This is a genomic window from Candidatus Acidiferrales bacterium (genome assembly GCA_035515795.1).
GTDB lineage: Bacteria > Bacteroidota > Ignavibacteria > Kryptoniales > JAKASW01 > JAKASW01.
The window spans coordinates 105,133-130,485 of sequence record DATJAY010000039.1 but is presented as its reverse complement, the minus strand read 5'-3'; the positions used below and the strand labels follow the sequence as shown (position 1 = coordinate 130,485).

Below are 25,353 nucleotides of genomic sequence, written 5' to 3'. Positions count from 1 at the left end.
GGTACTTGTATGAGCACTAATCGTTGAACTGCATTTCGTAAAGCTTTTTGTAGATTCCACCCTTCTGACGAACAAGCTCCTGATGTTTCCCGCGTTGGACAATTTCTCCCCCTTCAACGACGATTATTCTGTCCGCGTTCTTGATCGTCGACAACCGATGCGCAATCACTATGGAAGTCCTGTTTTGCATCAGCCTCTCTATCGCCTCCTGTACGAGCATCTCGGACTCCGAGTCGAGAGCTGATGTTGCCTCATCGAAAATCATGAGCGGAGGATTCTTCAAAAGTGCCCGCGCAATTGAGATACGCTGGCGCTGTCCACCCGAGAGTTTTGTCCCTCGTTCACCGATGACGGTATCATAACCTTGAGGTAGCTGAGTGATGAAGTCGTGAGCGTTGGCAGCTCTAGCAGCTTGAATAATTTTTTCACTCGGACAATCCGTCAAGCCGTAAGCGATGTTATTTCTGACGGTGTCGTTGAAAAGAATCGTCTCCTGGGAAACGATCCCTATCAGGCTTCTCAGACTCTGTACGGTGACATTCCGCAAATCAGTTCCATCAATACGTATTACACCCTGCGTCGGGTCGTAAAACCGAGGTATCAGATCAATGATCGTCGTTTTGCCTCCGCCCGACGGACCGACTATTGCAAGAATTTCTCCCTTGTGAGCAGTGAAGCTGACATTCTTGAGAACATCCGCTCCGTCCGCTTTCCTGGAGCGGCCGATTCTCGACGACGAATACTTGAACCAAACGTCTTCAAACTTTATCTCCTTTTTGAATTCCTTGAGATTGACCGCATCCGGCGATTCCGGAATCTTGCCTGCTTCGTCCAGCAGCTCAAATATTCTTTTTCCCGCAGCCGAAGATTCATACACCCGCGTGCTCACCGTCGTCAATTCTTTTATCGACGGCATCATCTGAAAAATAGCGAACAGGAAAGTAATGAACTCGCTAGGCAAGAGAGTGTGAGACTGAATTACCTGCATACCGCCGTAATAAATAATCACTCCGGCGGTAAGAATAGACAGAAATTCCGTTATAGGCGTAGATAAGTTCCTTATATGCGTCATCTTCAGGATTGATTTGAAATAATTCTTTGTGTGATTTTCAAATCTGCCTATCTCGTATCGCTCCATCCCGAAGGAGTGTACCACCTTGATTCCGCTTATTGTTTCCTGCAGTAGCGAAGTCAGCTCCGCAATCAGCTTCTGGGAGAGATCACCCTCTTTATGGAGCCGCATCCCCAAACGGCTGATGATGATCAACATAAACGGCGCGACGAGGAATGATAGGATAGTGAGTTTCCAGCTGAGAAAGAGGGCGATGCAAAGATAAACGGCCACAAGGAGCGGTTCCCTTATCATAGTTACGAAGCTCGCGGAGATACCGCTGTTTATCGCAAATACATCGTTCGTAATTCTCGATATCAATGAGCCGGTCCGTTCGCTCGAAAAATATCCTATGGAAAGCTCCTGGATTTTTTTGTACAGGTCATTCCGTATATCCCGCATCGAGCCTTGTTCCACGAACGCCATGAAATACGCCTGAGCATATCCAAAAAAATTTCTCAGGAAAAACGCTGCAACGATGACGACACATATTTTCAGCAGTGCTTCCGATTTCGTCCCGCCGAAAATGAATCCATTCACAAAATTAATCACCGCAATGCGCACCCTGTCAAACGTGGATGCTGACGCCGGAATCGAGACGATCTGAGGAGACCCCTGGCTGAAGAGCGTGTTCAGCAGCGGAACGATAAGATATATGGAAACGCCGGAGAAAAGAGAATAAAATACAGTCGATACTACGGAGGCGCCAAGGAATCTCTTATAGGGACGCACATAACCTAAAAGCCTGAAATAGATTGTTAAGGGTTTATCTTTTTTTCCGATCATTCTGCATTTCCCATATTTTCATGTAAACCTGCGTCTTTGTCATAGCGTGAATTATTGAAACCATAAGTCCGCTGACGCCATCGGTGAACCCGCGCCGCATTATGAAATGCTGGATGAATGCCCATAAAGGTTTGAAAAATATTTTCGCACCTGTCATACGCACACGTCCCGCCTTCTCCTGCGCCTCAAGGGCTGAATACTCGTTTATTTTGTCCAATGTACCGCTTATCGTCGAATGCGTATAGTGAATCAACTCGCTTTTAAGATAGTCCTTCTTGCCGTCCACGGCGAAACCCTCATGCACATGCCGATCAGTAACGCTCGTCTTCGATTTCTTGAAAAGGCGAAGCTGGTAATCGGGCGACCAACCGCAGCTTCGAATCACCCTGCCAAGAAAGTAATTCCGTCGGGGAATATAAAATCCGTCCGCTTTTGAAAAATCCAAGCTCAGAATCTCCGAACAAAGTTCCGGCGAAACGCGCTCGTCTGCATCAATGCTCAAGACCCACTCGTTGGTTGCCTGTTGCAAAGAAAACCTTTTTTGTGAAGCATATCCTTCCCACTTCCTGATGAATATCTTGTCCGTAAATTGTCTCGCAATCTCAACTGTTCGATCGTTACTTTCTGAATTCACCACAACTATTTCGTCAGCCCACCGAAGGCTCTCCAGGCAATCGGCAATATTTTTCTCTTCCCTCCCGGCAATGACTATGGCGGAAACCTTCTGCATCACTTGATTACGAAGTTCACCAGCTTGTTTTTCACAACGACTGCTTTAATGACCTGCTTACCATCCAGATATTTTTTTACATTCGGTTCAGCAAGAGAAAGCTTTTTGATATCTTCATCGCTGGAATCGATCGGGATCTCGAGTTTTCCTCTAATTTTCCCGTTCACCTGAACCACCAGGGTCACATTTTCTTCGACGATAGCGGCCGGATCATAACCAACCCACCTCTCGGAAATGAAAATTGAATTTTTATTCCCGCGCATTTCGTTCAACTCTTCAGCCAGGTGCGGTGCAAACGGCGCAAGGAGAACGTTGAAATTCCCTAGCACAAAGTTCTTCACGGCATCCCTCACTGAATTACCATTGCTCAAGACAATTTGGGTGTAGTCGTTCATGAATTCCATCATGGCAGCGATCGCAGTATTGAACCTGAATTGCTCGATGTCCTCAGTTACTTTTTTTATCAGCTGGTTCACCTTTCGATAAGCCACGCGTTCGGCCTCGACCAAGTCATTGATTGACAAATTCATTATCTCTCCGGCCGATAATCCTCTGTCACCTTCAAAAAGATCATAGACCTTGTTCAAAAACCTGAAGACACCTGTGATTCCTCTATCGCTCCAGTCACCGCCCTCGTTATACGGTCCCATAAACATGAGAAACATGCGGAATGTATCGGAGCCATACTTTTGTACGAATTGATCAGGATTAACGACGTTTCCGCGCGACTTCGACATCTTGGCACCCTGGTTTGTGATTGTACCCTGATGCACAAGACTCTGAAACGGCTCGTCAAATCTCAGCCAGCCAGCGTCCTTCAATGCCTTCGCGATAAAGCGAGCGTACAGGAGATGCATCACGGCATGTTCTGCACCTCCGACATATTTGTCAACGGGCAGCCACTTCGCCGTTAACTCTTTATCGAACGGTGCCGACTCGAGACCGGGCGAGAGATAACGGAGAAAATACCACGATGAGTCGACGAACGTGTCCATGGTATCGACGTCGCGTTTCGCCGGCTTACCGCATTTCGGACAGTTAGTATTTACAAATTTTTCATTCCTTGCCAGGGGTGATTCGCCGCTGGGCCGGAACTCAACATCGTAAGGCAGCAGCACAGGCAAATCTTTTTCCGGCACCGGGACTTCCCCGCATGATCCACAATGGATAATTGGAATGGGCGCTCCCCAGTATCGTTGACGAGATACAAGCCAGTCGCGCAACCGGTAATTTATTTTTCTTTTGCCGCTCCCGGTTTGTTCCAGGTCGCCGGCAACTCCATCCCACACCTTGCTGCTCTCTAACCCAGAAAATTTTCCGCTGTCCACGCCGATTCCTTCTTCCACAAATGCGGCATTCAGAGGTTCGGGCAACTCTCCATTTTTCGGTTGCACGACTATACGAATCGGAAGTTTATATTTTGTGGCAAATTCGAAATCACGCTCGTCGTGTGCAGGCACGGCCATGACTGCACCGGTTCCATAAGTCGAGAGCACATAGTCTGCAATCCATATCGGAATCTTTTCACCGTTAATCGGGTTGACCGCCCAGGCTCCGGTCGGGACGCCGGTCTTCTCCTTTGTGGTCGAGGTGCGCTCTATTTCATTTTCGTGCGCAACAAAGTCGACATACTCATTTACTTTTACCCTGAATTCATCCTTCGTGATCTTCTGAACGAGAGGATGCTCCGGCGCGAGGACAACATAAGTGGCTCCGAAGAGTGTATCGGGCCGCGTTGTGAATACCTCTATTTTCGATCCCAGATTTTCTATCGTAAATACTATTTCAATTCCCTCACTTCGTCCGATCCAGTTCCTCTGCATGAGCTTCGTGCGCTCGGGCCAGTCAATTCTGTCCAACCCTTCGAGCAGCTTATCTGCATAAGCTGTAATCCTGAAAAACCACTGAGTCATGGATTTTCGAATCACAGGAGTGCCACATCTTTCACATGCTCCCTCGACGACCTGTTCGTTGGCAAGAACCGTCTGATCCTTCGGGCACCAGTTGACAGGTGCATTTGTCCGGTATGCGAGACCCATTCTGTATAATTGCAGGAAAACCCATTGGGTCCATCGGTAGTATTCCGGTTTTGAAGTATCGACTTCGTAATCGAAGTCGTACATTGCGCCCATGGTCTTGAGTTGTTCACGGATCACGGATATATTTTTCTGCGTGCTGTCCTGCGGATGCACTCCGGTCTTGATCGCATAGTTCTCGGCCGGGAGTCCGAATGCATCGTACCCCATCGGCTCGAACACGTTGAAACCGTTCAATCGCTTGAAACGTGCCCACGTATCCGTCGGGCCGAAATTGTACCAGTGTCCTATATGGAGTTTATCTGCGCTCGGATAGAGAAACATTACGAGGCAATAAAGTTTCCTCTTGATGTCGCCAAGGTTGACGCGATTTGTTTTTTTCTCTTCCCAGTGTTTCTGCCACTTTTTCTCAATTGATGCAAAATCGTATTTCATTTTATTTCGCTAGAGCTTTTGTCCCGCCCAAGAATTAGGTCTTCTCAGAATGCAGGATGCCGCTCGGAGATTCGAATCTTCGGCTATGCGGCGCGTTAAACATGATTTTTCTAAACGGCATATTGCTTTTGAAGCGCATTATGGAACGTATTTCTTTGGAAGTCTTACCTTTGGACATAAGTCTAACCAAACAATAAGTCCGCAGCGAGTCGAGCCTGATTTTTCGATCGTTTCCGAAATTCAACCTGCGTCCCATCGCAAAACGAACTCCACGCAAGGAAAGCCTTGCCTTAGAGGTTCCTCCACCGCGCAGGGCGCAGAAAAGCGGTTCGCCTGCCGCAGCCGATCCGCGTGCATTCAAGTAATCGTACAATGCTGCCGTATCCTGTTCGGGTAAAGTTAGTGTCAGATTTTTGGCATGTGTTCCTTTGAGCTTTACAGATAGTCTCGCCTTTCTCCCGTCTCTTTTCAGATCGCCGACGTTTGCATCGATCAGCTCGGAGATCGAAACGCCGGTATCAAGGATCGCAGACAAAAAGACAAAATCGCGCTTTCCCAAAACCGTGCTCCTGTCTATGCTAGATATCGCCGCTGAGACTTCCGTCAGATTTACTTCCGCCGTTTTGAACTCCGGCTTCGTTCCATGTATCTTCCAGGCCGGATTCTTTTTCAAGAGACCATGTTCGATCAAAAATTCGCAAAATCTTCTCGACGCGGTCAAATAAACATTCACTGTGTTGGTCGAAAGATTCCGCCCATTGAATAACCAGAGACGAAAACTATTGAAGTCGCTCGGCGTAAACTTAAATCCATTCGTCTTAGTGAAAGCTAAGAGTTGATCCAGTCCTTTCTTATAAACATGCCGCGTTGCCTGGCTCGCATGGCGCATCGTGGCATCAAATTGACGGATCAAAACTTCAAGCTGACTATGCGGAATTTTTTTTGCCGGGAACTTCTCTGTCCCAAAAGGATCTACTCGGACTGTCATTTTACATGAATTTAACGCAAGCGGGCGTCTTTTACAATGTAGCCGGCCGGATAAGATGGACAGTGTGAAGTCATGACCTATCAAACGTCAAATAAAATCCAAACATTATTGAATCAATAGCTCTTCTTAATTATTTTGAATTATACAATCAACGGCCGTTTGGAAACGAGATGATAGATTTTAGCAATCAAGTAGTGTTAGTAACCGGAGGATCAAGAGGAATCGGCGCGGCGACTGCAAAGTGGTTTGCGAAAGCGCGCGCAGATGTTGCCATTACATATCGTGGAAGAGACAAGCACGCGAGCGAAGTGATAAACGAAATAAAAATGCTCGGAAGAAAAGCAAACGCATATAGAGGCGACGTCGGCAAAAAAAAAGACGTAAAACAAATCGTGCAAGATGTATTGAATGACTTCGGCAAAATCAATGTTCTGGTGAACAACGCGGGAATTTGGACCTACGGTGAAATAGACAAGATGGATGAAAAAGTGTGGGACGAGACCATGGATGTCAATTTGAAAGGGACCTTTCTATTCTGCAGGTATGTCGTACCGATAATGAAGAAGCAGGGCGGCGGCGCGATCGTAAACGTTTCATCGACCGCAGGTCAGCGTGGAGAGGCGCTGCATTCTCATTATGCTGCCACGAAAGGAGCAGTGATTTCACTGACGAAAAGCCTATCCACGGAACTCGGTCCGTACAACATCCGGGTGAACAGTGTTGCGCCCGGATGGGTCGACACCGAGATGAGCGCCGAGGCATTAAACGATGAGAATTATAGAGAGGAAATACGCAGGGATATCCCTCTCGGAAGAATTCCGACGGGCGAAGATATCGCGGGACCAATCCTGTTTCTCGCTTCCGAACTTGCACGTCATATTACCGGAGAGATTCTTAACGTCAACGGCGGCTCAGTCTTAGTCGGTTAAAATGCGCGCTATTCGTATACACGAGCACGGCGGCGTTGACAAAGTGGTCGTCGATGAAATTGCCGCTCCGATACCCCAATCAAATGAAGTAATCGTTAAAATAGAGGCTGCTTCAATAAACCATCTGGATATATGGGTTCGGAATGGATTCCGCAACGTGACACTTCCCCTTCCCATGATTTTGGGATCAGATGGTGCCGGAACGATTGCAGAAGCCGGAGAGGAAGCGGACGACTTAAAGATCGGCGACAGAGTTTTGATTTCACCTTCTACTTCATGCGGCCGGTGCGAACAATGTTTGAGCGGAAAAGATAATCTTTGTGCCGAGTACAAAATCATTGGCGAACACTGCAACGGGACCGATGCTGAACTCGTAGCTGTGAAAAAAAACAACGTTTTCAGGCTGCCCAACAACGTTTCGTTCGAGGATGCCGCGGCTTCGGCACTGGTTTTCATAACGGCATATCAAATGCTCGTTGAGAAGGCGAAGATTCAACCGCTGGAGAGTGTCCTGGTTCTCGGAGCAAGCAGCGGAGTTGGAACCGCTGCAATCGAAATTGCCAGGATGTTCAATGCCCGAGTAATCGCCGTCGCAGGCTCCGATGAAAAACTTGAGAAAGCTCGAGCGCTCGGTGCGAACGAGGTGATCAATTATAACTCGGAAAGCATCTATCAGGGCGTCAGGAGAATCACCGACAAGCGCGGCGTCGACATTGTCTTCGAGCACGTTGGCAAGGCAACCTGGAACGACAGCGTGCTTTCGGCGAGACGAGGTGGAAGGATTGTTACCTGCGGTGCGACGACCGGGTTCAATGCCTTGACAGATCTCCGCTACGTTTTCTCCAGGCAATTGACGATTTACGGAAGCATGATGGGAAGCAAAAGCCTGCTGTTCACATTGCTTGAATTGCTCAGTGAGAAAAAGTTCAAGGCTGTCATTGATAGAACCGTGCACTTCACCGAAGTTCGGAAGGCGCACGAGATCATTGAGAGCCGCCGGCATTTTGGAAAGATCGTTCTAACCTTTTAAAATTAATTTGAAATCGTATTGAAATGTCATATTCTGGAGTAATAAATAAATATCTCAGCTACCTTCCTTTCTCGGAAGGAGTGAAACCTGTCACCCTCTTAGAAGGAAACACGCCGTTAATCGAGGCCGACAATCTCCGGAAAGATATCAAATCGCCGGCGAAAATTTTCCTCAAATTTGAAGGAATGAACCCTACCGGCTCCTTCAAGGATCGTGGAATGACTGTCGCGATTACGAAAGCCGTTCAAGATAGAGCGGAGGCGGTCATTTGTGCATCTACCGGAAACACGTCTGCATCCGCAGCCGCTTACGCCGCAAAGGCAGGACTCCGGGCGTTTGTGATTTTGCCGAAAGGAAAAATTGCCATCGGTAAGCTGGCACAGGCACTGATCTACGGTGCAAAGGTGATCGAGATCGACGGCAACTTCGACGACGCACTGAGAATAGTTCGAGAGATCGGAGAGAAGACAAAAGTGGTGATCGTCAACTCGATCAACCCGTTTCGCATAGAAGGACAGAAGACAGCATCATTTGAAATCATCGAGGTTCTCGGAAAAATCCCGACGCATCATTCGCTGCCGGTGGGCAACGCAGGCAATATAACGGCATACTGGAAAGGCTACAGAGAATGGTCGGAGAAGAACCGCACCAGTCTTCCGAAGATGCTCGGCTTCCAGGCAGAGGGTGCCGCGCCGATCGTTCATGGAAAAGTGGTTGAACATCCCGAAACGGTCGCTACAGCGATTCGTATCGGCAATCCGGCAAGCTGGAAGCAGGCGGTCCAGGCTCTGGACGAATCGAAAGGACAAATCAACATAGTGACCGACGCGGAAATTTTGTCGGCGCAGAGACTAATAGCATCCACCGAAGGAATCTTCTGCGAACCAGCCTCGGCTTCTTCAGTTGCCGGACTGAAACAACTTATCGGAAGGAATTATTTCACCGATAAAGATGTGGTCGTCTGTACTTTGACGGGAAATGGATTAAAAGATCCCGACACGGCGTCCAGAGACGTTCCACCTCCGCTTGCGGCGAAACCAATTCTATCCGAGGTGCTCAAACTCATCCAAAGTTAAGAATTTGAAGTTCGAAATTTAATATTTAACATTTTATTGACATGCTAGTTGTTCAGAAATTTGGCGGAACATCGGTAGGAACTATCGAACGAATTCGCAATGTTGCTAAACGAGTCGCTGAGACTAAATCACAGGGGAACGACGTGGTTGCGGTCGTCAGTGCCATGGCGGGCGAAACGAACCGGCTCATCGATCTCGCGAAGTCCGCAGTAACCGAACCCGACCCGCGCGAAATGGATGTCCTCGTATCCACTGGAGAACAGGTTTCTTCCGCCCTTCTTTCGATGACGTTAAACTCCATAGGCTGCAAAGCTCGTTCGCTTCAAAACCATCAGGTCAGGCTATTGACAGATTCGTCCTTTACAAAGGCGCACATAAAACGGATCGATGTCAAAAGACTGAGAAACGTCCTCAAGGAAGGCGCCATTGCCGTGGTCGCAGGCTTCCAAGGAGTTGATGAGCAGGGGGACATCACCACACTAGGCCGCGGTGGTTCGGATACGACCGCCGTTGCAATTGCCGCAGCTATGAAGCCAAACGTAAAAGACGGTCTTGTGTGCGAAATATATACAGACGTCGACGGAGTTTACACTGCCGACCCTAACATTGTCCCGGCTGCCACTAAGCTTAAGCGAATAAGCTTCGAGGAAATGTTCGAGCTTGCGAGCTCGGGATCAAAAGTTCTCCAGACAAGATCTGTCCTTTTCGGGATGAAATTTGATATTCCAATTCACGTAAGAAGCAGTTTTAATAACAGCGAGGGTACCATGGTTGTTAACGAAACGCTCGACATGGAGAGCGTTGTTGTCACAGGAATTTCACATGACAAAAATCAGGCGAAGATAACGGTGATCCATGTTTCCGATAAACCGGGAATTGCTCACAGCATCTTCGCGCCGCTCGCTGCAGCGGAGATCAACGTCGACATGATAATTCAAAGCGCAAGCTCTGAGGGATACACCGACATGAGCTTCACCGTTCCGCGAACCGATTACAAACAGGCAATACGAATTCTGAATGAGTTGGTGAAGCAGAATAAAGCGACGCGCGTTGTCGGGGATGACAGAATCGCCAAGGTTTCGTTAGTCGGCGTCGGGATGAGGACCCACTCGGGCGTTGCCGCAAAAATGTTCAAGACGCTCGCCGATGCAGGGATAAACATCCAAATGATTTCCACGAGCGAGATAAAAATATCGATTGTGGTAAATGAAAGTGACATGAAGAAAGCTGCCCAGGTCCTTCACAAAGGATTCGGATTGGAAAAGGACGCACATTAACAGAAGAAGAGGGCTTGAGAATTAAAGGAGCCGTTGTACACATTCACAGAATAGGAACGGCAATGCACATGGACAGAAACAGAGGGTAAGAGAGTTAGATGAAAAGTGAAACCGGAAATAACGCAGTGAGAATCCGAGTTGCGATATTCGGAGCTTCGGGATACGCAGGCTATGAGCTGTACAAGATTCTTAAGCGGCACAATCAAGCGGAAATAAAATACGTCACCGCGGAAACATCCGCCGGGAAAAGGCTGAGCGAGATATTCGCAACTGCCGACGACACGAAAATAGTCAGGAACGAGGATGTAGACCTCGGGCAAGTTGACGCCGTATTTCTTTCGCTTCCGCACGGCGCCGCAAAGAATGTCGTGGAAAAAATCGTCGATTCGTCGCGAAGAGTAAAAATAATTGATCTAAGCGCCGATTATAGATTCGACGACGCGGAAGAATACGCGAAATGGTACGGTCAAAAACATACAAGCCCGGATTTCCTGGACGATTTTGTCTATGGATTGACCGAAATCAACCGCGAGGCAATTTATAAGGCTCAATTCGTGGCGAACCCTGGCTGCTACCCGACTGCGACTATTCTCGGCGTCTATCCCCTCCTCAAAACTAAACTCGCTGATCTATCGGAACCGATTATTATTGACGCAAAATCCGGGGTCACAGGCGCGGGAAGAAAAGTAGAGGCACGCTATCTTTTCGCGGAAGTAAACGAGAACGTCTCACCTTATAACATCGGCTACGTTCACAGGCACACCGGCGAGATCGAGCAGGAGCTGAAGAAGGCAGCGAACACGAATGTGAAAATTATTTTTTCGCCGCACCTTGTGCCGATCACAAGAGGAATGTTGAATACAATCTATGTTAAGCTCAGCCAGGATATTCCCACGGAAGAATTGATCCACATTTTCAACAAAAACTACGAGGACGAGACTTTCATCAGGGTGCTGGCGGATAATTCCATAGCGACGTTTCAACACACGATCAACACAAATCTCTGTGTTATTTCTGTGAAGAAAGTCGAAAATTCCCCCTATGCAATTGTCGTTTCTTCGATCGATAACCTCGGCAAAGGAGCGGCCGGCCAGGCAGTGCAGAATTTCAATGTGATGTGCGGATTGACTGAATCGGAAGGTCTCATTTGAAAATCGTACTGAAGATCGGCGGAAATGAAATCGACGACCAGGGTTTCTTGAAGAAGGTGTCGACGCTTGTCGCAAAAATCCGGGGCGATCACCACAATGTGGTCCTGGTGCACGGCGGTGGAAAGGAAATCACGAAACTCCTTGCCAAGTTGAATATAGAAACCAAGTTCATCAAAGGATTCAGATATACGGATTCACAGAGCCTTGAAGCTGTGGAGATGGTGCTCTCCGGATTGATTAACAAGAGACTCGTCAAATCACTCCAGCAGATCGGAGTGAACGCCATCGGATTGAGCGGCGTTGACGGAAAAATTCTTGTTGCAAAGAGGACGGAACGCGACGGAGAAGACATGGGTTTTGTAGGAGAAGTGGAATCGGTCAATGCCTCTGCCATTGAAGAGTTAATGCAGAAATTTGCCGTCGTACTTTCGCCGATCAGCGCCGACAAGGACTCGATCATATCTCTGAACGTAAATGCAGATTACGCGGCGGCGGCGGTCGCTTCATCCATCAAGGCGGAGTTGGCATTGTTCCTGTCGAATGTCCCCGGAGTCTTGAAAGACGGCAAGGTGATTCCCGAATTGCGCGAGAAAGAATTCCAGAACCTGAAAGCTCTAAATGTGATAGCAGGCGGAATGGTTCCAAAGATCGAAGCAGCATTCTTCACTTTGGGAAACGGCTCAGGAAAAGCATTTATTACGAATGCTGAAGGAGCTTCAGACTTGGTTTCCGGAAGAACCGCCGGGACACGGATCGTGGCGTGAAAAGGTACAAGTTCATTCGCAGCGGCTTTCGTCCGGAATCTGAGCTGACTAATGACACGGATCCACGCCAGAAGCGTGAAGGAATGACAAGTGTCGGCGGTTATCTTCTCCTTCTTGCTTTGGCATTTTGTTTCGATTTGCTCTTCACCATGCCGCCATTTCTTCTTCATTTCGGAGTCGCTGCAGATTTGATTTACAAATTTTTCCAGCCGGTATGCCATCAGATGGATGCGCGAAGCTTCCACCTGTTCGGATACAAGCTTGCAGTTTGTTCGAGATGTGCATCGATCTATTACGGACTCACTTTCGGCATAGCAGTCTATCCTTTTTTCAGATCACTCCGCAACGTCTCAATGCCGGGTTTAATCTATATTGCAATTCCCATCGCGACGCTCGCCGCCGATTTCAGCGTTAATTTTCTCGGCATTACCCAAAACACCTTCTTGTCAAGATCCATCACCGGTGGACTTCTCGGAGTTTCTACTGCTTTCTTTTTTGTCCCTGTGTGGATATCACTTATGAGAGAATTTTCCCAAGGAAACCACATAAGAAAAAAATCTGCTCCGGCTCCATTCGGAGGAAGCCGTTCGGCAAGAAGAGAGTTTTTAATCAATGAAAAATAGCTCGACTTATTTTCGACCCGCGTTGTTTGCAGGACTTATCCTGGCCGTAATAAATTTCGTACCGGGATTAAATCTCGTCAACTGCTTTTGCTGTGCCGGGCTTTTGTTCGGAGGCGTGCTGGCTGTAGTATTTTTCAGAATGGACCTGCCCCAGGAGCAGCAGATGTTGAACATAGACGGATTCTACCTGGGACTCTGGACAGGAATTTTCGCCGCAGGATTCGAGACCGTTCTCGATATAACGATCGGTCCGTTCATCGCCGATGTCAAGTTCAGGATGCTGCAGAATCTGATGAAAAGATTGCTCGGTAACGTGCAAATACCGAGCGACATCATGGACCAGCTGAGCCAGGCGATCGCTGCAGCCAAGAGGCCGGCACTACTTGACACCTTACTAAGTTTCTTCTTGATCGTGATCGTTTACTCTATCTTCACAATCTTCGGTGCACTCCTCGCAAGTGCATGCATACAGAAAAGAAGAGCAAACCGACAATAGGCGGGTCATATCTTCCCGACTCCTTCCGATTGACTGACGAAGATCAAAAGGAATTCAACAGGTCGTGCTAATTCTCATGCTTAATTAGACACTGCCGTACTATCGCTGCGGGCATCATGTTTGTTTGCTCTGCCCCAAACAATCCACATCACCAGCGCGATAATAACGAGCAGAGGAAGTACCATCAAACTTCCTTCAGGACCTGTAGCCCCTCCGCTCCAGAGAATATTTCCCTGCGAATGCACTGAAAAGAGATGCCCTTGCACAACCCTGCCGCTGTCTGGCGTTCCCCAGAGATACGATTCTGCCCAATCCCACGAGGCATGAAAACCTATCGCCCACCAGAGATTTTTGAGATACCACAGGCTGATACAAAAAACCATACCGACAAGTGCGGCAGAAAATATTCCGGCCGGAGATTCCCCCGGGTTGGTAAGGTGAAGACAACCGAAAGCTGCAGAAAGAAGAAGTGCGCTCCACCAAAATCCAATGCCGCGCGTTAATGTGGCTTGTATATAACCGCGCAAAAAATATTCTTCATACAAACCCACGAGAAGGAACACAATAACCCAACCGAGTGCGAATTCTACAGCCTGCCAACCGTAAATGTTTTGCCCATCGAAGGAAAGGAAGCCGCAAAGTGTCATCACGCCAACCAAAACAGAAAGCGCTGTTATGCCGAAGACAAACCCGTAACAAAATCTTGCGAAGCGACGAGTGCCCTCTAATCCGTAAGAGATGAGCGGCTTACGTTCGATAAGTGCCATAACCACCGATGCAGCCAGCAAACCCAGAAGTGCTGCCAGCTCCCCGGCACCGCTTTGCAGCGGCATGGCATCCGTCAAGGACAAATTGTTCTTTTCGAAAAGATTCTTGGCCGGGAAAAAGAATGCGGCAGTGAATAATCCCAGAAGAACAACAAAGATGCCGATGCTCCAGCCGGCTCGTATGCCCCGCTTACCGACAAATATGCGCTGAAGTAATGATGGAAGTTCTTGCTGTACTGTAATGTCATCGTTCATGGAAATCCCTTTGTGAGTATAGAGAGATCAGGCTGAAATCTAATGTTGCTGCGTACCACGATATGTAACGATCGAGCGTCGTGATTCGCACAATTAGGTACTGCGTATGACGCAACTTTCGAGGTCTCGTACATTTTTCTTGTCTAGTTAGTCACTTCAAGTAAATGAACTTCCGCTCGAAGGTCGAGTCACAGAAGATCGCCTGCAAGAAATAAACTGCGGCCTTCGGCAGGTTGAGTTCAGGGTAAATTCTGATGTCAAACCAACCGGTGCCAAGCGGTCTGACTTCGGCATCGTAAACCACACTTTCGTTAATATCCGACACGATCAGTCGCAATGTGTCCGAATGTGGTAGATAGATTCTCCATAACGGATAACCATCGGATCTATTTGAGCCTATGAATGCGGCTGTAGTGTCAAAACCAGACGTTCGAGATCGAATTCCTACACCAGAATCTGATAGCGCGACAATGCTGATCTCGCCATGTGCCCCATTGGCAGCCGAAGCGGAGTTGCCCGACTGGCTTCGGCAAAATGAAGCCGCAAATAGTATGATCAACACAATAATGGCTTCAGGAACTCTGGAATTCATCGACCCTTACTTCGACTCACCGGAACCGCATGACGCATAACTGACACAAAACGGCGTCGCGTTTTTTGTCCCATTACTCCGAAGTATGCAGCATTGTCTTTATTCCCCTATCCACCACACCACGTCTTTCATTTCCTCGGGAAATATACTTTGTCATCACCGCATATTCAACTTTCACCGCTGCGGCATCGACGGTGAACTCTCCTGCGACATGTTATTAATCCCGCGGGCAAACTTCCAGGCTCCGCCTGCCTGCCGTTGCAGGATCGTCACACAGTGGCCTTTCATTTTAACCGAATCGCCTCCAGCAGCTGGAGTGAAAGTGAGAGAGTCGGTGCCCCAGGCAAATGCCCAGCTGCCGATCACCTGAATTTCCTCGTATCTTGATTCCTGTTCAATGTCGAACCCGGCAAACATGGTTCGATAGACTTCTTCAACTCCGTTCTTCCCTTTTATGGGCAGTGCCTTAGGTGCCAGGAAAACTACGTCGTCCGTCATGAGGCTCAAAAGCCTGTTTATATCTTTGGCTTTGATAGCGGTTTCCCATTCGTGAGTTAAGCTATTAATTTCTTGCACGTCGTCTTGTTCAGAAGAATGTGGTTGGACATTCGTCGTTTTTCTCATTAGTCCTCCGATTAAAAAGGAGTTCAGAATCTGTCATTGATTTGGACTCCATATTGTTGCGAGATCTAAAATGTGAACTCGAAACTATCAGTAACTTTTTCCCAGAACACGGGTCTATCGAACCCGCCGCTGTTCGGGATATTGATTAAACTGACACATACAACAAATGCGGCCTTGGTCGAGAAGAACTCGTATTCATCAGAGCTGAGCCGGGTGTAGTACGTTTGGTGGGAGTTTTTCGCGCTGCCCTTTGGAGCGACGACATGGGCGGTCGACGCCAGCACTACTTGTTTTACTTTCATCTGTGGAGCTGAAAGCGGAAGATCCAAAACTGCATCGACGAAAAAGACAGTGCATTCCTGTGGCTTTTCTCCTTTTGCAGTAAATGGCCCGCCGAAATTTTCGAACAAGGGATAGACGAAAGTAAATCCCTTCATTCCCGGACAAGAGAACTTCTCGTCTTTGTAATCCAAATTCAAACGGGTTGCCGATAACCTGATTCCTCCTGATTGAATTCTATAACTATCAATAAGCTTCTCATTCACTATTTCTTTCAATGCCTCATCCCCGTCCGTAAACCCCGACTCTTTGGCCAGGCTGTCAAATTCCGACAGCGTGATGACCCGGGAATTCGAAGGAGCCATATTCAGCTTCTTAAAAAGTCCGGCGGCTTTCTGCGTTTCACTCATAGATTTGTTTCTCTCATTCTCTTTTCGGCAAGAGTCTGTCATGACTGCACTGATCACGATCAACACGGTCAAAACAACGACGAAGAGTCGATCGAGTTGCTTCATATGGCGGATGGTGAGCTTTCGCCTTAACGAGCCAAAAAACCCACACTATTGAACAAGGTGATAACTGTCCAAATCATAATTCCAGTGCAATGAGTCGGGAATTGTGATAGCCCGTTGCCTCAAAAAGCCGATTCCCTGCGCGTACCATGAAGAGTCGATCTCGCGCTGGCTCTTTTCCATGACTACGACCGCATAGACCGGCAATCCGTTGAAATTGACCTGTCCGGATGATACGATAGAAAAACTATCCAGAGAATTTTCAGACAAGGCCCATTTGTTTCCCACCGTCAGAGGTTCCTTGAGCAGCGGGACTCTGGAATACAGGGCGTGTCCGGCCGAGCTATCCCCCGTGGGATAATAAATATAAGCCGTACCACCGTGCACGGAATAGTAAGCCGTAATGGGAAGATTCGGAGGGGGATTGTAGGTCTGCAGATCTTCGTTGTAGCCATAGAGTAAGGAACCGTCGGTATCATAAACAGTACTGATTATGCGCCTTTCGATGTAAGCGTATTCTCCTGGCATGTTCCTATCGTACGTCCAGGTATCGCCGATGTGCAGCGGGAAGTATAAGGAAATCTCGCTCGAAGTGGTCGGCGCCGATGGATTGCTGCAAGTTGAAAGCAGAATAGTTAACGGCGCAACAAGCAATAGTCTCTTGATTAGTCTCATGGCATTGACATTTCTCCTTTCAAAGATTTTTCCAGCGCGTCTCGCTTGAAGCTCCCAACAGCAATCCCTTCATATGATGTGCGCGCCATGATGCGATTTATAAGAGCCTGTCCCGATGCCGCCTTGCGGCATCTCGCATGTTCCTTTTCTAATAATAATGAGCGGGATACGTTCCTGATCAGGAAGCGTCATGATTGACGCCTTTAGGAGTTTGTCATCCGATGCAGAGCATATGACAGCAAGCATGATCTATTTGAGTGTGAAAGAAGTAAGCTCGCTATGATGTCTCTTGTACGATTGGCCTGTGCTCGTGGTCGCGTACCAGTCGCTCTCAATCCACCCGGTACCCGGACAATAATAATAGTCCACCACAAGACTAGATCTATAGAATAATAAATACTCATAACAAGTATAAGTACCCCTGGGAACTGTTATCGATGCGCTCGTCGACTGGACATAAACTGAATCGGCCCCGCTCCACCAAGCGTCTCCGGTATTAGCGGGATATTTAAATAGAAGTCCCTGGAATATTCCCGAGATCGAAACTTCCATTTCCCAAAGACCATCATCTCTGTTCGTGCAAGGATATGGCCCCCAATTCGAGACGAGATACCATGTCTCACCGGCAACTACCGTATCTCCGGTAACTGAATAAGTGTACGGAAAAGTCGCCGTAACATTCCCGGTGCTGTCGTACTGCGTAATGGTAAAAGTCCAGGAGTCCCCGACCTTGAGCGGCCAAATTTGGTCGCCCCCCGATGGGCCGGCTGGGTTGCTTTTCTTGCAAGATGAAAGAGTGAACAAAATCAAGCTAATTGATAAAACGAACGGAATCGATTTCATTTATCTCCTTTCAATGATTGTTACGTGCGCAGTTTCAGCCGACGTACTCCCGTTCAACCTCGCCGCGCGCTTCGTATGTTTTATGCTGTTTGCTGAAGCGCCTTCAGTTCGACTGACTTTGGGCTGACAAATTCTTAATACTTCTTTGAACTGAGAGAAGGACAAGAAAGATTGCTAAAAAAGCCATGGTCGAGACTGCAGATACGATGACGATCAAGCTTTCAGATTTGCCCGCGACCTTTTCTGCCAATGCCGTTTCGTACTGAGAATCAATCGACTTGACGAGTTCAAAACGGTCGTTCCTCTTCTGAAGGTAAAGTTCTGTAAAAGACTCTAATGGTTTCAGCCGTCCGTCCTGTGGGAACTCTCGCAATACTGAGCATAGTTGCGACAGTGCCTGGTTGGATTCTTCAACGTCGCTCAGTTGGTCGGTGAAGTCTTTCAATCTTTGAGTGAGTCCAATATCAGTTGTGACGTACTGGCTGAACGCATCTTTTGTATAATATCCTTTTGCATCCCAGGAGTATTCGGGCGGAGGCATTAATTGCTTGAGGGTATCGATATAACTATCCAATTTCAGTTCATCTGGGGTTTTCGAATTTTCAGCATTGGCATTTTCAGTTGAAGCAAGGTTCCCCGCATTGCCGTTGGATTCGAGGTTTTCTCTCACATCTTTCGCAGTGAGAATCACATCGCGCGGATCCGGAGCACGATTTACGGGTATGAGACTCCAGGCTAGATATATTGCTCCAATAAGCAATACCAGCATCGAGATCATAGCGAGCGACAGAAAGAAGAAGCGGGAGACGCGAAATAAGATTTTCTCTTCAAGTCTGTCCAGCGTAGTTTGTTTTTCCATGGATTACTCCTTTAGTTAGAAATGATTTTGTTACTAGATGACATTGGAACTAACTATTTCGAAACCGCATTGCGTTTTTTGTACCTTAGGTGGACAAATAACGAACAAAAAGTTCGTTATTCTGCCATCAATCTGAAGTACATCGAATTGCATTCAGTCCCCTTGTATACCACACGACGCATTTCATTCCGTTGAAAATATAATCTGTCGTCACGGCATAGTCAACATTAGCGGCAGTGTCTCAATTTGAACATCCAAATAGGCGAGATCTTGTCATGCCAGCAAAAGCTGGCATCCAGGTCAATGACTGGATTCCGGCATTCGCCGGAATGACAACCAGGATGAAACTGAGACACTATTACCTTAGCAGCTTATGCGAGTTTTGTGTCCCGTGAAGCGCGCTGGCACATGTTTTTACGTAAGCAAAAATCGTCACAAGGCAAATTGCGGCGGAGCGAAGCGGAGCCCGAGGCGCTCAGATCCTATTGCCGGATAATCTGCGGCTCCAGGTTCTCCATCAACTCTTTCGCGTCGTACGCATTCGGATCATCTGCCGGCTTTTCGCCTTTATACAGCTTGATTGTACCGGTATATTGAGGTTTCGTGAGTGTGGACCTCCCTGCCAGCACAAGTTCCGGATTGCTTTCACCTTCCGCGATGATAAAGTAATCATAGCCATCCCGCACGGTGATCTCGGCGCACCTGTAAAGGAAATAGTTCATTGCGGTAGTGGGCGAGGTAAAACCATTTCCCTTAAAAGAGACATTATACATGTCTCTCTGAATCTTGGATTCCCTGTAGCCAAAGGCGCTTCCGGACGCAGGCCCATACCGTGTGGCAGCACAACCGGCAAAGAAAAGAACACTAACAGAACAAAGCAGCAGGACTTTTACTTTCATTCAGTTTCCCTCCTTTGTGAAATATGGATAGTAAACCTGCTTCAACGGTGAACAACGTCCGCGGAAACAATGCAGCACGGGGCAACCATGATAATATGAAGTGGGCGCGGCTCCGAGTAAACTCCTTTATTCGGCATGTTATCCGTGAACGACATTGTTGCCGCCGTTAGTTGCAGATGCCCCTTCGGTCATTTGAGCAACAAAAGCTTCTTGGTATCATGGTACGCACCGGCTTGGAATCTGTAAAAATACACTCCGCTCGGTAATGCGCCAGCATCAAAGCTAGCCTGATATCGGCCAGGCATTTTTTCTCCGTTCACCAACAACTCAACTTGCCGACCGAGAACATCGTACACGATGAGCGTGACATGAGTAAGTTTTGGAGTATCATAGCTAATTATGGTCGAAGGATTAAACGGATTGGGATAATTTGCATAGAGAGCATACGATGTCGGGAGTTTATCCTTAGGATTCGATGTGGAGGAAATTATCGAAATGGTCTGGAGACCTGTTCTTTGATTATTTCCCTGGAATGTTCCCCAGATTGGTATCCCAGCGTTTGACACCCTATAGGCGCCTGATTGTGTTCCGCTGCCATCATAGATGGCGATAATACTTTTTGCGCCCGCTCCAGCATAGACCATCCCATCGTTGTACAGTATCGTCCCGATAGCCTGGAGGCTGTCTGGGGAATCATCAAAAGACCATAACGCATTCCCCAGGTTGTCCAGGCAATAAAGCTGTCCCGCATCGTTGTCAAAGTAAATCGTTCCAGCCGGAGAAATAGCAGCCGTGTATCGTATCGAGCCGCCAGTTTTGAACCGCCAAACTACACTCTTCGATGTTATGTTGACGGCATACAGCGTAGAATCAGTCGATCCGATGTAAAGAATTCCGTTTGCATCAATCACGGGCGCTGCAACAAGATGCCCTCCCAGATGCAGGTTCCAGCGTTGAGATGCCTGCTCGCCTCTTTTCATTGACACAGCATAAAGATTCCCCCCGGCAGTTCCAAAATAGAAATAGCCATATTGATCTATTGCAGGAGAGGTCGGTGAAGGATCCGTGAGAGACAGCATCCATGATGGAGCAGTTGGTGCATTGCTCGCCTCGAGATCGACCCCGTAGACCGTTCCATCGTTTGTCGGAAATACCAGTCTCCTGTCGCTGGAGATTACGGCGCAGTTAGAAATTGGAGAACTCGTAAAGAAGTTCCACACAACGTTGCCGGTCAATCGATCGACGCCAATGAAATTATTATTCGAGACACCGATATAAACTCTCTGCAGAGTCGAATCAACAGCGGGTGTCGCCGATGTATTCCCGCCTAACGGCAAAGCCGACCAAACGGAAGTGGCGTTCTTTGAGAATGCATAGAGGTTATTGTCCGAGGATGGGATATAAACGGTCGAATCATACGCAATGGAACAAGATGAGCCAATACTTCCGGCGACTTGCAGCTTGTACACAACATTTTCGTTGCTATCTAAACGGTAGACGGCATCACCTGATGCGCTTGCATATAACACATTACCACCCACCATACTCAGACCTGATGTGACTTGTCCGCCCAACGTTCTTACATAGGCTGCCCTGTTTACAAATGCTACAGACGAATCCATCGCATTCTGGTTGTCGATCACTACCAATGTAACCCTGGTTGTTCCGGGACCAAAATCGTAAGCAAGCGAGGGCCCCGTAGCAGTTCGTTGATTATTCACGAACCATAAAGTGGAATCGATTGTTCCATCAGAATCTACACTTCCTTGACTCGAAAATGTGAGATGAGCAAAAGCACTGCGCCCCGAGCTCAACAAGAGGACATTGCTGAGCCTGGCGGCATGTGGAGGTTGATTGAATGGAATGCTATTGACTTCTGAACTCGGAGGTCCCTCAACATAATGGCTGTTTTCAGACGTGATTCGGTAGAAATATCTTGTGCCATTGGTAAGCCCGGAATCAACGTAGCTGGTCGCAATCGTGCTGTCAACGAGCGTCGATGCAGGAGAGGAAGTGCCACGGTAGAGTTTATACTTGATCACTCCTGGACTTGAGCTCGCACTCCAGCTCAGTGTTATCTCGTTATCCCCCGGAGATATGTTTACAATTGAAGGAGCAAGAATCAACGTCTTGAATCGCCAGGTGGGAGACCATGGACTTCTGCTCCCCGAATCAATAACCATTACCCGCCAGAAGTAATCTGTGTCGCTTGCGACAAGACCCAGTTGTTTCGCGGCCCCAGTGATAGTTGAGTCATCAAACACGGGTGATGAAAAACTCGAATCCATTGCCACCTGAAGACGATATGTGGAGAAATAAGCGGGCGTCGACCATGATAGAGTAAGGCTTAGCGGTTGATTGATCGAGTTGTTCGCCGGTGACACAAGTCCCACGGGTAAAACATCATGCGTCGTGAAACGGCGGGACACCGACCAATCACTGGAACCGGCGAGATTGAGACTCTTCAGCCTCCAAAAATAGGATGTATTTTTGGAAAGAATGCCAACATGAACAGAATCCGCCTTGATAGTAGAATCATCATAGACAATCGTAGCGAATGTCGAATCCTGCGCCAGTTGTATGTGATAACTGAACGCGGCGGTATCTTCTGCCCATCTCAAAACGGGAGCAAGGGCTTGATTTACCGAACCGTCGGCCGGGAAACTCAGCACGGGAGCTGACAGTGGAGAGAAGTAAGAGAGAGGAAGTCGGTATACCGGGCCGAATGTTCCAGCAAAGAGGTTTGTTCCGTTTGAAGCCAATGAATATACGAGAGTATCTGTTAGTCCGCTTCTGACCGCGCTCCAGCTCGTACCATTGTCGGTAGAAAGAAATACTCCTCCTTCAGTTGCCGCGAAAATGCTCGATCCCACAACCTGAAGTGCGCGCATATCAAGATTTGTCAATCCGGTGCTCGCAGATGTCCAGCTTCCCCCATTGTCTGTCGAGCGATAAACTCCTTCGGTGTAAACCCCGGCAAGAATGTCCGTGCCGCACACAGCGACACTCGAGAGCTGTCCGAAACCGGGAAGACCGGAGCTGGCATCTCCCCATGTTGATCCATTGTCGGTCGAACGAATGACTTTACTCCCTCTCGTCCCGGCAAAAATGTTTGATCCGCTTAATGCGAAGGCATCGATGTCGTCGAGGTTTGAATCAATTTTGCTCCATGAGCTGCCGTTGTTGGTCGATCGGTAGACAGCGCTCCCAACGCTTGCGAGTACCATGGTGTCATTGATCGCAATAAGTGCCCCGACCTCCATCATACCGGTACTGTAAGACGTCCAGCTTGTACCATTATTGGTGGAAAGAAATATCCCATTATTAGCGGCGCCAGCAGTCCCGGCAATAATATTTGTCCCGTTTGAAATTACCGCCCCGACGTAGTTGCAGGTTAACCCGTTATTGACTGCAGTCCAGGTATTTCCGTTGTCGGAGGATAGGAACATTCCTTGCCCAAACGTTCCTGCAAAAATATTTGCACCGCTTAAAGCCACACAGTATATCGATGTGGACAGTGGCCCGGCAGTGCGGATCCACTGAGCAGGCAATGGCGTAATCCAAGTGAAAAACGCTAAAGTCGTTAATAAAATGATTCGTAGAGTATGTCTCATTTGTTTCTCCGTTGGTTAAGCCCAATCGGGCAATTGCAGCTAACGTCCGCGGCAAAGGAGTCGTGCTCTTGCCCGCCAAAAATAATTGCGTAGCATCTATCTTGCGGGCAAGAGCATGAAGCGAACTCCATGGTATATAATAAATGAGCGTCTTTTGGGGACATGTTATGCGCTGACGGGCGCCCATAAATTACGATGCGTGTTGAGAGTGCGCAGGTTTTCAAATGCTGAATCATTCTTCAAAAATTATACGAGTATACGAGAGACGGACTCTTGCGAATTGAGTCCCGATCCCAATTATTAACGCTTAGGATGCTAAGCCATCTAGGGTTGACTAATGTGTTTTCCACCATGATGCTATCGATTGGACATTGAACAAGCTTCCATGTCGAATCGGCGAGGATCGCAAATGGATCCCTTACGTGTAGGAAGTTGTCTTTAGGTACGTCCAGTGTTCTCCAATGACCTGGAATAATGTAAACGTAATCGTGCGAAATACCGCCTAACGTGAGCATCGTCAGTGTGTCAGCGGAATGCGGGCGAACCATCACGATCAACCTACGATTGCTTGTACAATGGAAGCTCGCAAGCGACAATAGCACGGCAAGACTCAGCAACTTGATGGTACTCAATCCCTTGGCCATATTAAATAGGGTTGAAGTATTTCCACGCGCCCGTTTGCGCATAACGTTCTGCGGGACAAAGTCGTGGCGCGCTCCTTCTTCATATGATGTGCGTGCCATGAAGCGAGAACGATATATCCAAATGACGAGCGTCTTTGTCTGGCGTGTTAGGCGCTGCGCAACCGCTTTCAGTATGTTCCTCATCGCTTACCTCGTTTGGGAACGGCAAAGACCGAGTTCTGCAGACTTTCTCCACCAAGAAGAACATGGCAGTCGTCCGTGGTCTCAGGCCAGTTTAGTGGCATGACTGACTTTAAGTATATTGGAATCGCCACCTCATCGCGCGGTGAAAGGGCACGGTAATTCGTTAATTCGGGCAGAGATCGAAAGAATGGTTTGTCCGTGACAAGGTAAGCGACCGGGAAGTATTTTAGTAGATGACAAAGGAAAAACCCTTTGACGCCCAGTGGCACGTAGGAGATGAATAAATCGCGGATGACGATGGAAGTTTCGTAAGGATAGAGCCAGTAATAAACAAAGACATCGTCGGGCAGCGGGCTCGATTCGTCAAGCACGGCCGGTGCAACATTCTTGTCGAAGGCAACTTGGTCGTGTTGAACTTTTACCGCGATGAGGTGGCCAAGAATTCCTCTTATGAGTGCGCCTGGCCTCGTGGGGTGGTTTAGAACAGGTGGCAGGGTCAGTGCCGTCCTAAGATATTTCCCAACGCTGATTGCGAACGAATTGATAACAGTATCGTACTTCGATCCCATGATCTCATTGCACTGCTTACAAATGGTGCGGTACTTAGCTCCATTTTGAGATTCGACGAACTTGTACCCCTCTGTTGCACCCGTGAGGAGTTGGAAGATACTGCGCATCTCGACAGGGGTAAGGTCGATACCCCCTCGCGGCGGGATGTGATCCCAGGTTAGGGGTGCTGCCTTTCCACAGATGTTGCAGTTCCCAGATCCCTGATTTCTGATTTTTATGTAGTGCATCTTTTCTCGATATCAACTGGCGGTTGCGTTGCGCATAACTATTCCAATAACGCATTGCATTTCTTGGGCGGCGGCTGCCCGAGTAACGAACAAAAGCTCCGTTATTCTGGCATCATTCTGGAGTATATCGAATTGCATTCAGTCCCCTTGTATACCACACGACGCGTTTCATTCTGCTGAAAATATAGTCTGTCGCCGCAGCATAGTCAACATTACCAGCTTGGGCGAGGTATAGCCATTTCCCTTAAAAGAGATACACGTCTCTCTGAATCTTGGATTCCCTGTAGCCAAAGGCGCTCCCAGACGCAGGCCCATACCGTGTGGCAGCACAACCAGCAAAGAAAAGAACACTAACAGAACAAAGCACCAAGACTTTTA

General features: G+C 48.1%; 24 protein-coding genes. 8 read left to right on the top strand and 16 right to left on the bottom strand.

The window, feature by feature from the left end:
• Positions 1 to 16: 16 nt before the first annotated feature.
• From VLX91_16565 to VLX91_16550, 4 genes are read right to left on the bottom strand one after another with little or no spacing between them, the layout of a single operon-like run.
• A complete protein-coding gene (locus VLX91_16565; protein ID HUI31824.1) occupies positions 17 to 1,897 on the bottom strand; it encodes an ABC transporter ATP-binding protein in 1,881 nt (626 codons plus the stop codon).
• A complete protein-coding gene (locus VLX91_16560) occupies positions 1,878 to 2,627 on the bottom strand; it encodes a glycosyltransferase family 2 protein (protein ID HUI31823.1) in 750 nt (249 codons plus the stop codon). Before VLX91_16560 ends, VLX91_16565 begins: the two co-directional genes overlap by 20 nt.
• The gene (gene leuS / locus VLX91_16555) at positions 2,627 to 5,098 is read right to left on the bottom strand and encodes a leucine--tRNA ligase (GenBank protein HUI31822.1); all 2,472 of its coding nucleotides are present in this window, start codon (positions 5,096 to 5,098) and stop codon (positions 2,627 to 2,629) included. The genes VLX91_16560 and leuS overlap by 1 nt, the downstream gene beginning before the upstream one ends.
• 34 nt (positions 5,099 to 5,132) lie before the next feature.
• Complete coding sequence (locus VLX91_16550; GenBank protein HUI31821.1) at positions 5,133 to 6,086, bottom strand: phage integrase N-terminal SAM-like domain-containing protein; 954 nt, start codon at positions 6,084 to 6,086, stop codon at positions 5,133 to 5,135.
• Between the two features lie 170 nt (positions 6,087 to 6,256).
• Here VLX91_16550 and VLX91_16545 point away from each other — a divergent pair, with 170 nt between their 5' ends.
• The 8 genes from VLX91_16545 to VLX91_16510 all read left to right on the top strand — a co-directional run bounded on the left by VLX91_16545 (position 6,257) and on the right by VLX91_16510 (position 13,432).
• Positions 6,257 to 7,015: an SDR family NAD(P)-dependent oxidoreductase gene (locus VLX91_16545; protein ID HUI31820.1), complete on the top strand. Its 759-nt coding sequence runs from the start codon at positions 6,257 to 6,259 to the stop codon at positions 7,013 to 7,015.
• A 1-nt stretch (position 7,016) separates the two neighbouring features.
• Positions 7,017 to 8,045 carry a zinc-binding dehydrogenase gene (locus VLX91_16540; protein HUI31819.1) on the top strand — a complete coding sequence of 343 codons (1,029 nt, stop codon included), beginning with the start codon at positions 7,017 to 7,019 and terminating at the stop codon, positions 8,043 to 8,045.
• Between the two features lie 23 nt (positions 8,046 to 8,068).
• A complete protein-coding gene (thrC, locus tag VLX91_16535) occupies positions 8,069 to 9,121 on the top strand; it encodes a threonine synthase (protein ID HUI31818.1) in 1,053 nt (350 codons plus the stop codon).
• Positions 9,122 to 9,162: 41 nt separating this feature from the next.
• On the top strand, positions 9,163 to 10,398 hold the full coding sequence (locus tag VLX91_16530) for an aspartate kinase (protein ID HUI31817.1): 1,236 nt from the start codon (positions 9,163 to 9,165) through the stop codon (positions 10,396 to 10,398).
• A 98-nt stretch (positions 10,399 to 10,496) separates the two neighbouring features.
• Complete coding sequence (gene argC, locus VLX91_16525) at positions 10,497 to 11,549, top strand: N-acetyl-gamma-glutamyl-phosphate reductase (protein HUI31816.1); 1,053 nt, start codon at positions 10,497 to 10,499, stop codon at positions 11,547 to 11,549.
• Positions 11,546 to 12,313, top strand: coding sequence for an acetylglutamate kinase (gene argB / locus VLX91_16520; GenBank protein HUI31815.1), 768 nt, complete (start codon positions 11,546 to 11,548; stop codon positions 12,311 to 12,313). Before argC ends, argB begins: the two co-directional genes overlap by 4 nt.
• Positions 12,310 to 12,936, top strand: a complete 627-nt coding sequence (locus VLX91_16515; GenBank protein ID HUI31814.1) for a DUF2085 domain-containing protein — start codon at positions 12,310 to 12,312, stop codon at positions 12,934 to 12,936. The genes argB and VLX91_16515 overlap by 4 nt, the downstream gene beginning before the upstream one ends.
• Entirely contained in the window at positions 12,926 to 13,432 is a 507-nt protein-coding gene (locus tag VLX91_16510; protein ID HUI31813.1) for a hypothetical protein, read from the top strand. Before VLX91_16515 ends, VLX91_16510 begins: the two co-directional genes overlap by 11 nt.
• Before the next feature lie 80 nt (positions 13,433 to 13,512).
• On the opposite strand, the gene VLX91_16505 is transcribed toward VLX91_16510, so the two are convergent.
• The 12 genes from VLX91_16505 to VLX91_16450 all read right to left on the bottom strand — a co-directional run bounded on the left by VLX91_16505 (position 13,513) and on the right by VLX91_16450 (position 24,855).
• Positions 13,513 to 14,454, bottom strand: a complete 942-nt coding sequence (locus VLX91_16505) for a CPBP family intramembrane glutamic endopeptidase (GenBank protein HUI31812.1) — start codon at positions 14,452 to 14,454, stop codon at positions 13,513 to 13,515.
• A 151-nt stretch (positions 14,455 to 14,605) separates the two neighbouring features.
• Positions 14,606 to 15,046 (bottom strand): hypothetical protein, encoded by a 441-nt coding sequence (locus VLX91_16500; GenBank protein ID HUI31811.1) that lies wholly within the window; start codon positions 15,044 to 15,046, stop codon positions 14,606 to 14,608.
• 174 nt (positions 15,047 to 15,220) lie between these two features.
• Positions 15,221 to 15,670, bottom strand: a complete 450-nt coding sequence (locus tag VLX91_16495; protein ID HUI31810.1) for an SgcJ/EcaC family oxidoreductase — start codon at positions 15,668 to 15,670, stop codon at positions 15,221 to 15,223.
• A 65-nt stretch (positions 15,671 to 15,735) separates the two neighbouring features.
• Entirely contained in the window at positions 15,736 to 16,464 is a 729-nt protein-coding gene (locus VLX91_16490) for a hypothetical protein (GenBank protein ID HUI31809.1), read from the bottom strand.
• A gap of 45 nt (positions 16,465 to 16,509) precedes the next feature.
• Complete coding sequence (locus VLX91_16485; protein ID HUI31808.1) at positions 16,510 to 17,136, bottom strand: hypothetical protein; 627 nt, start codon at positions 17,134 to 17,136, stop codon at positions 16,510 to 16,512.
• 69 nt (positions 17,137 to 17,205) lie between these two features.
• Entirely contained in the window at positions 17,206 to 17,328 is a 123-nt protein-coding gene (locus VLX91_16480) for a hypothetical protein (protein ID HUI31807.1), read from the bottom strand.
• Between the two features lie 57 nt (positions 17,329 to 17,385).
• On the bottom strand, positions 17,386 to 17,979 hold the full coding sequence (locus VLX91_16475; protein HUI31806.1) for a hypothetical protein: 594 nt from the start codon (positions 17,977 to 17,979) through the stop codon (positions 17,386 to 17,388).
• A 103-nt stretch (positions 17,980 to 18,082) separates the two neighbouring features.
• On the bottom strand, positions 18,083 to 18,838 hold the full coding sequence (locus VLX91_16470) for a hypothetical protein (protein ID HUI31805.1): 756 nt from the start codon (positions 18,836 to 18,838) through the stop codon (positions 18,083 to 18,085).
• A gap of 482 nt (positions 18,839 to 19,320) precedes the next feature.
• Positions 19,321 to 19,737 carry a hypothetical protein gene (locus VLX91_16465; GenBank protein HUI31804.1) on the bottom strand — a complete coding sequence of 139 codons (417 nt, stop codon included), beginning with the start codon at positions 19,735 to 19,737 and terminating at the stop codon, positions 19,321 to 19,323.
• Between the two features lie 188 nt (positions 19,738 to 19,925).
• The gene (locus VLX91_16460; GenBank protein HUI31803.1) at positions 19,926 to 23,351 is read right to left on the bottom strand and encodes a PQQ-binding-like beta-propeller repeat protein; all 3,426 of its coding nucleotides are present in this window, start codon (positions 23,349 to 23,351) and stop codon (positions 19,926 to 19,928) included.
• A 239-nt stretch (positions 23,352 to 23,590) separates the two neighbouring features.
• Positions 23,591 to 24,178, bottom strand: coding sequence for a hypothetical protein (locus VLX91_16455; GenBank protein ID HUI31802.1), 588 nt, complete (start codon positions 24,176 to 24,178; stop codon positions 23,591 to 23,593).
• On the bottom strand, positions 24,175 to 24,855 hold the full coding sequence (locus VLX91_16450; protein HUI31801.1) for a hypothetical protein: 681 nt from the start codon (positions 24,853 to 24,855) through the stop codon (positions 24,175 to 24,177). The genes VLX91_16455 and VLX91_16450 overlap by 4 nt, the downstream gene beginning before the upstream one ends.
• Positions 24,856 to 25,353 lie beyond the last annotated feature (498 nt).

Coding starts and splice junctions, on each gene's coding strand:
- VLX91_16560 (HUI31823.1), bottom strand. CDS start 2,627: ATGCAGAAGGTTTCCGCCATAGTCATTGCCGGGAGGGAAGAGAAAAAT.
- VLX91_16465 (HUI31804.1), bottom strand. CDS start 19,737: ATGAAAGTAAAAGTCCTGCTGCTTTGTTCTGTTAGTGTTCTTTTCTTT.
- leuS (HUI31822.1), bottom strand. CDS start 5,098: ATGAAATACGATTTTGCATCAATTGAGAAAAAGTGGCAGAAACACTGG.
- VLX91_16510 (HUI31813.1), top strand. CDS start 12,926: ATGAAAAATAGCTCGACTTATTTTCGACCCGCGTTGTTTGCAGGACTT.
- VLX91_16500 (HUI31811.1), bottom strand. CDS start 15,046: ATGAATTCCAGAGTTCCTGAAGCCATTATTGTGTTGATCATACTATTT.
- argC (HUI31816.1), top strand. CDS start 10,497: ATGAAAAGTGAAACCGGAAATAACGCAGTGAGAATCCGAGTTGCGATA.
- VLX91_16530 (HUI31817.1), top strand. CDS start 9,163: ATGCTAGTTGTTCAGAAATTTGGCGGAACATCGGTAGGAACTATCGAA.
- VLX91_16545 (HUI31820.1), top strand. CDS start 6,257: ATGATAGATTTTAGCAATCAAGTAGTGTTAGTAACCGGAGGATCAAGA.
- VLX91_16475 (HUI31806.1), bottom strand. CDS start 17,979: ATGAAATCGATTCCGTTCGTTTTATCAATTAGCTTGATTTTGTTCACT.
- VLX91_16485 (HUI31808.1), bottom strand. CDS start 17,136: ATGAGACTAATCAAGAGACTATTGCTTGTTGCGCCGTTAACTATTCTG.
- VLX91_16505 (HUI31812.1), bottom strand. CDS start 14,454: ATGAACGATGACATTACAGTACAGCAAGAACTTCCATCATTACTTCAG.
- thrC (HUI31818.1), top strand. CDS start 8,069: ATGTCATATTCTGGAGTAATAAATAAATATCTCAGCTACCTTCCTTTC.
- VLX91_16470 (HUI31805.1), bottom strand. CDS start 18,838: ATGGAAAAACAAACTACGCTGGACAGACTTGAAGAGAAAATCTTATTT.
- VLX91_16480 (HUI31807.1), bottom strand. CDS start 17,328: ATGACGCTTCCTGATCAGGAACGTATCCCGCTCATTATTATTAGAAAA.
- VLX91_16460 (HUI31803.1), bottom strand. CDS start 23,351: ATGAGACATACTCTACGAATCATTTTATTAACGACTTTAGCGTTTTTC.
- VLX91_16450 (HUI31801.1), bottom strand. CDS start 24,855: ATGCGCAGTATCTTCCAACTCCTCACGGGTGCAACAGAGGGGTACAAG.
- VLX91_16455 (HUI31802.1), bottom strand. CDS start 24,178: ATGAGGAACATACTGAAAGCGGTTGCGCAGCGCCTAACACGCCAGACA.
- VLX91_16550 (HUI31821.1), bottom strand. CDS start 6,086: ATGACAGTCCGAGTAGATCCTTTTGGGACAGAGAAGTTCCCGGCAAAA.
- VLX91_16540 (HUI31819.1), top strand. CDS start 7,017: ATGCGCGCTATTCGTATACACGAGCACGGCGGCGTTGACAAAGTGGTC.
- VLX91_16495 (HUI31810.1), bottom strand. CDS start 15,670: ATGAGAAAAACGACGAATGTCCAACCACATTCTTCTGAACAAGACGAC.
- VLX91_16565 (HUI31824.1), bottom strand. CDS start 1,897: ATGATCGGAAAAAAAGATAAACCCTTAACAATCTATTTCAGGCTTTTA.
- VLX91_16490 (HUI31809.1), bottom strand. CDS start 16,464: ATGAAGCAACTCGATCGACTCTTCGTCGTTGTTTTGACCGTGTTGATC.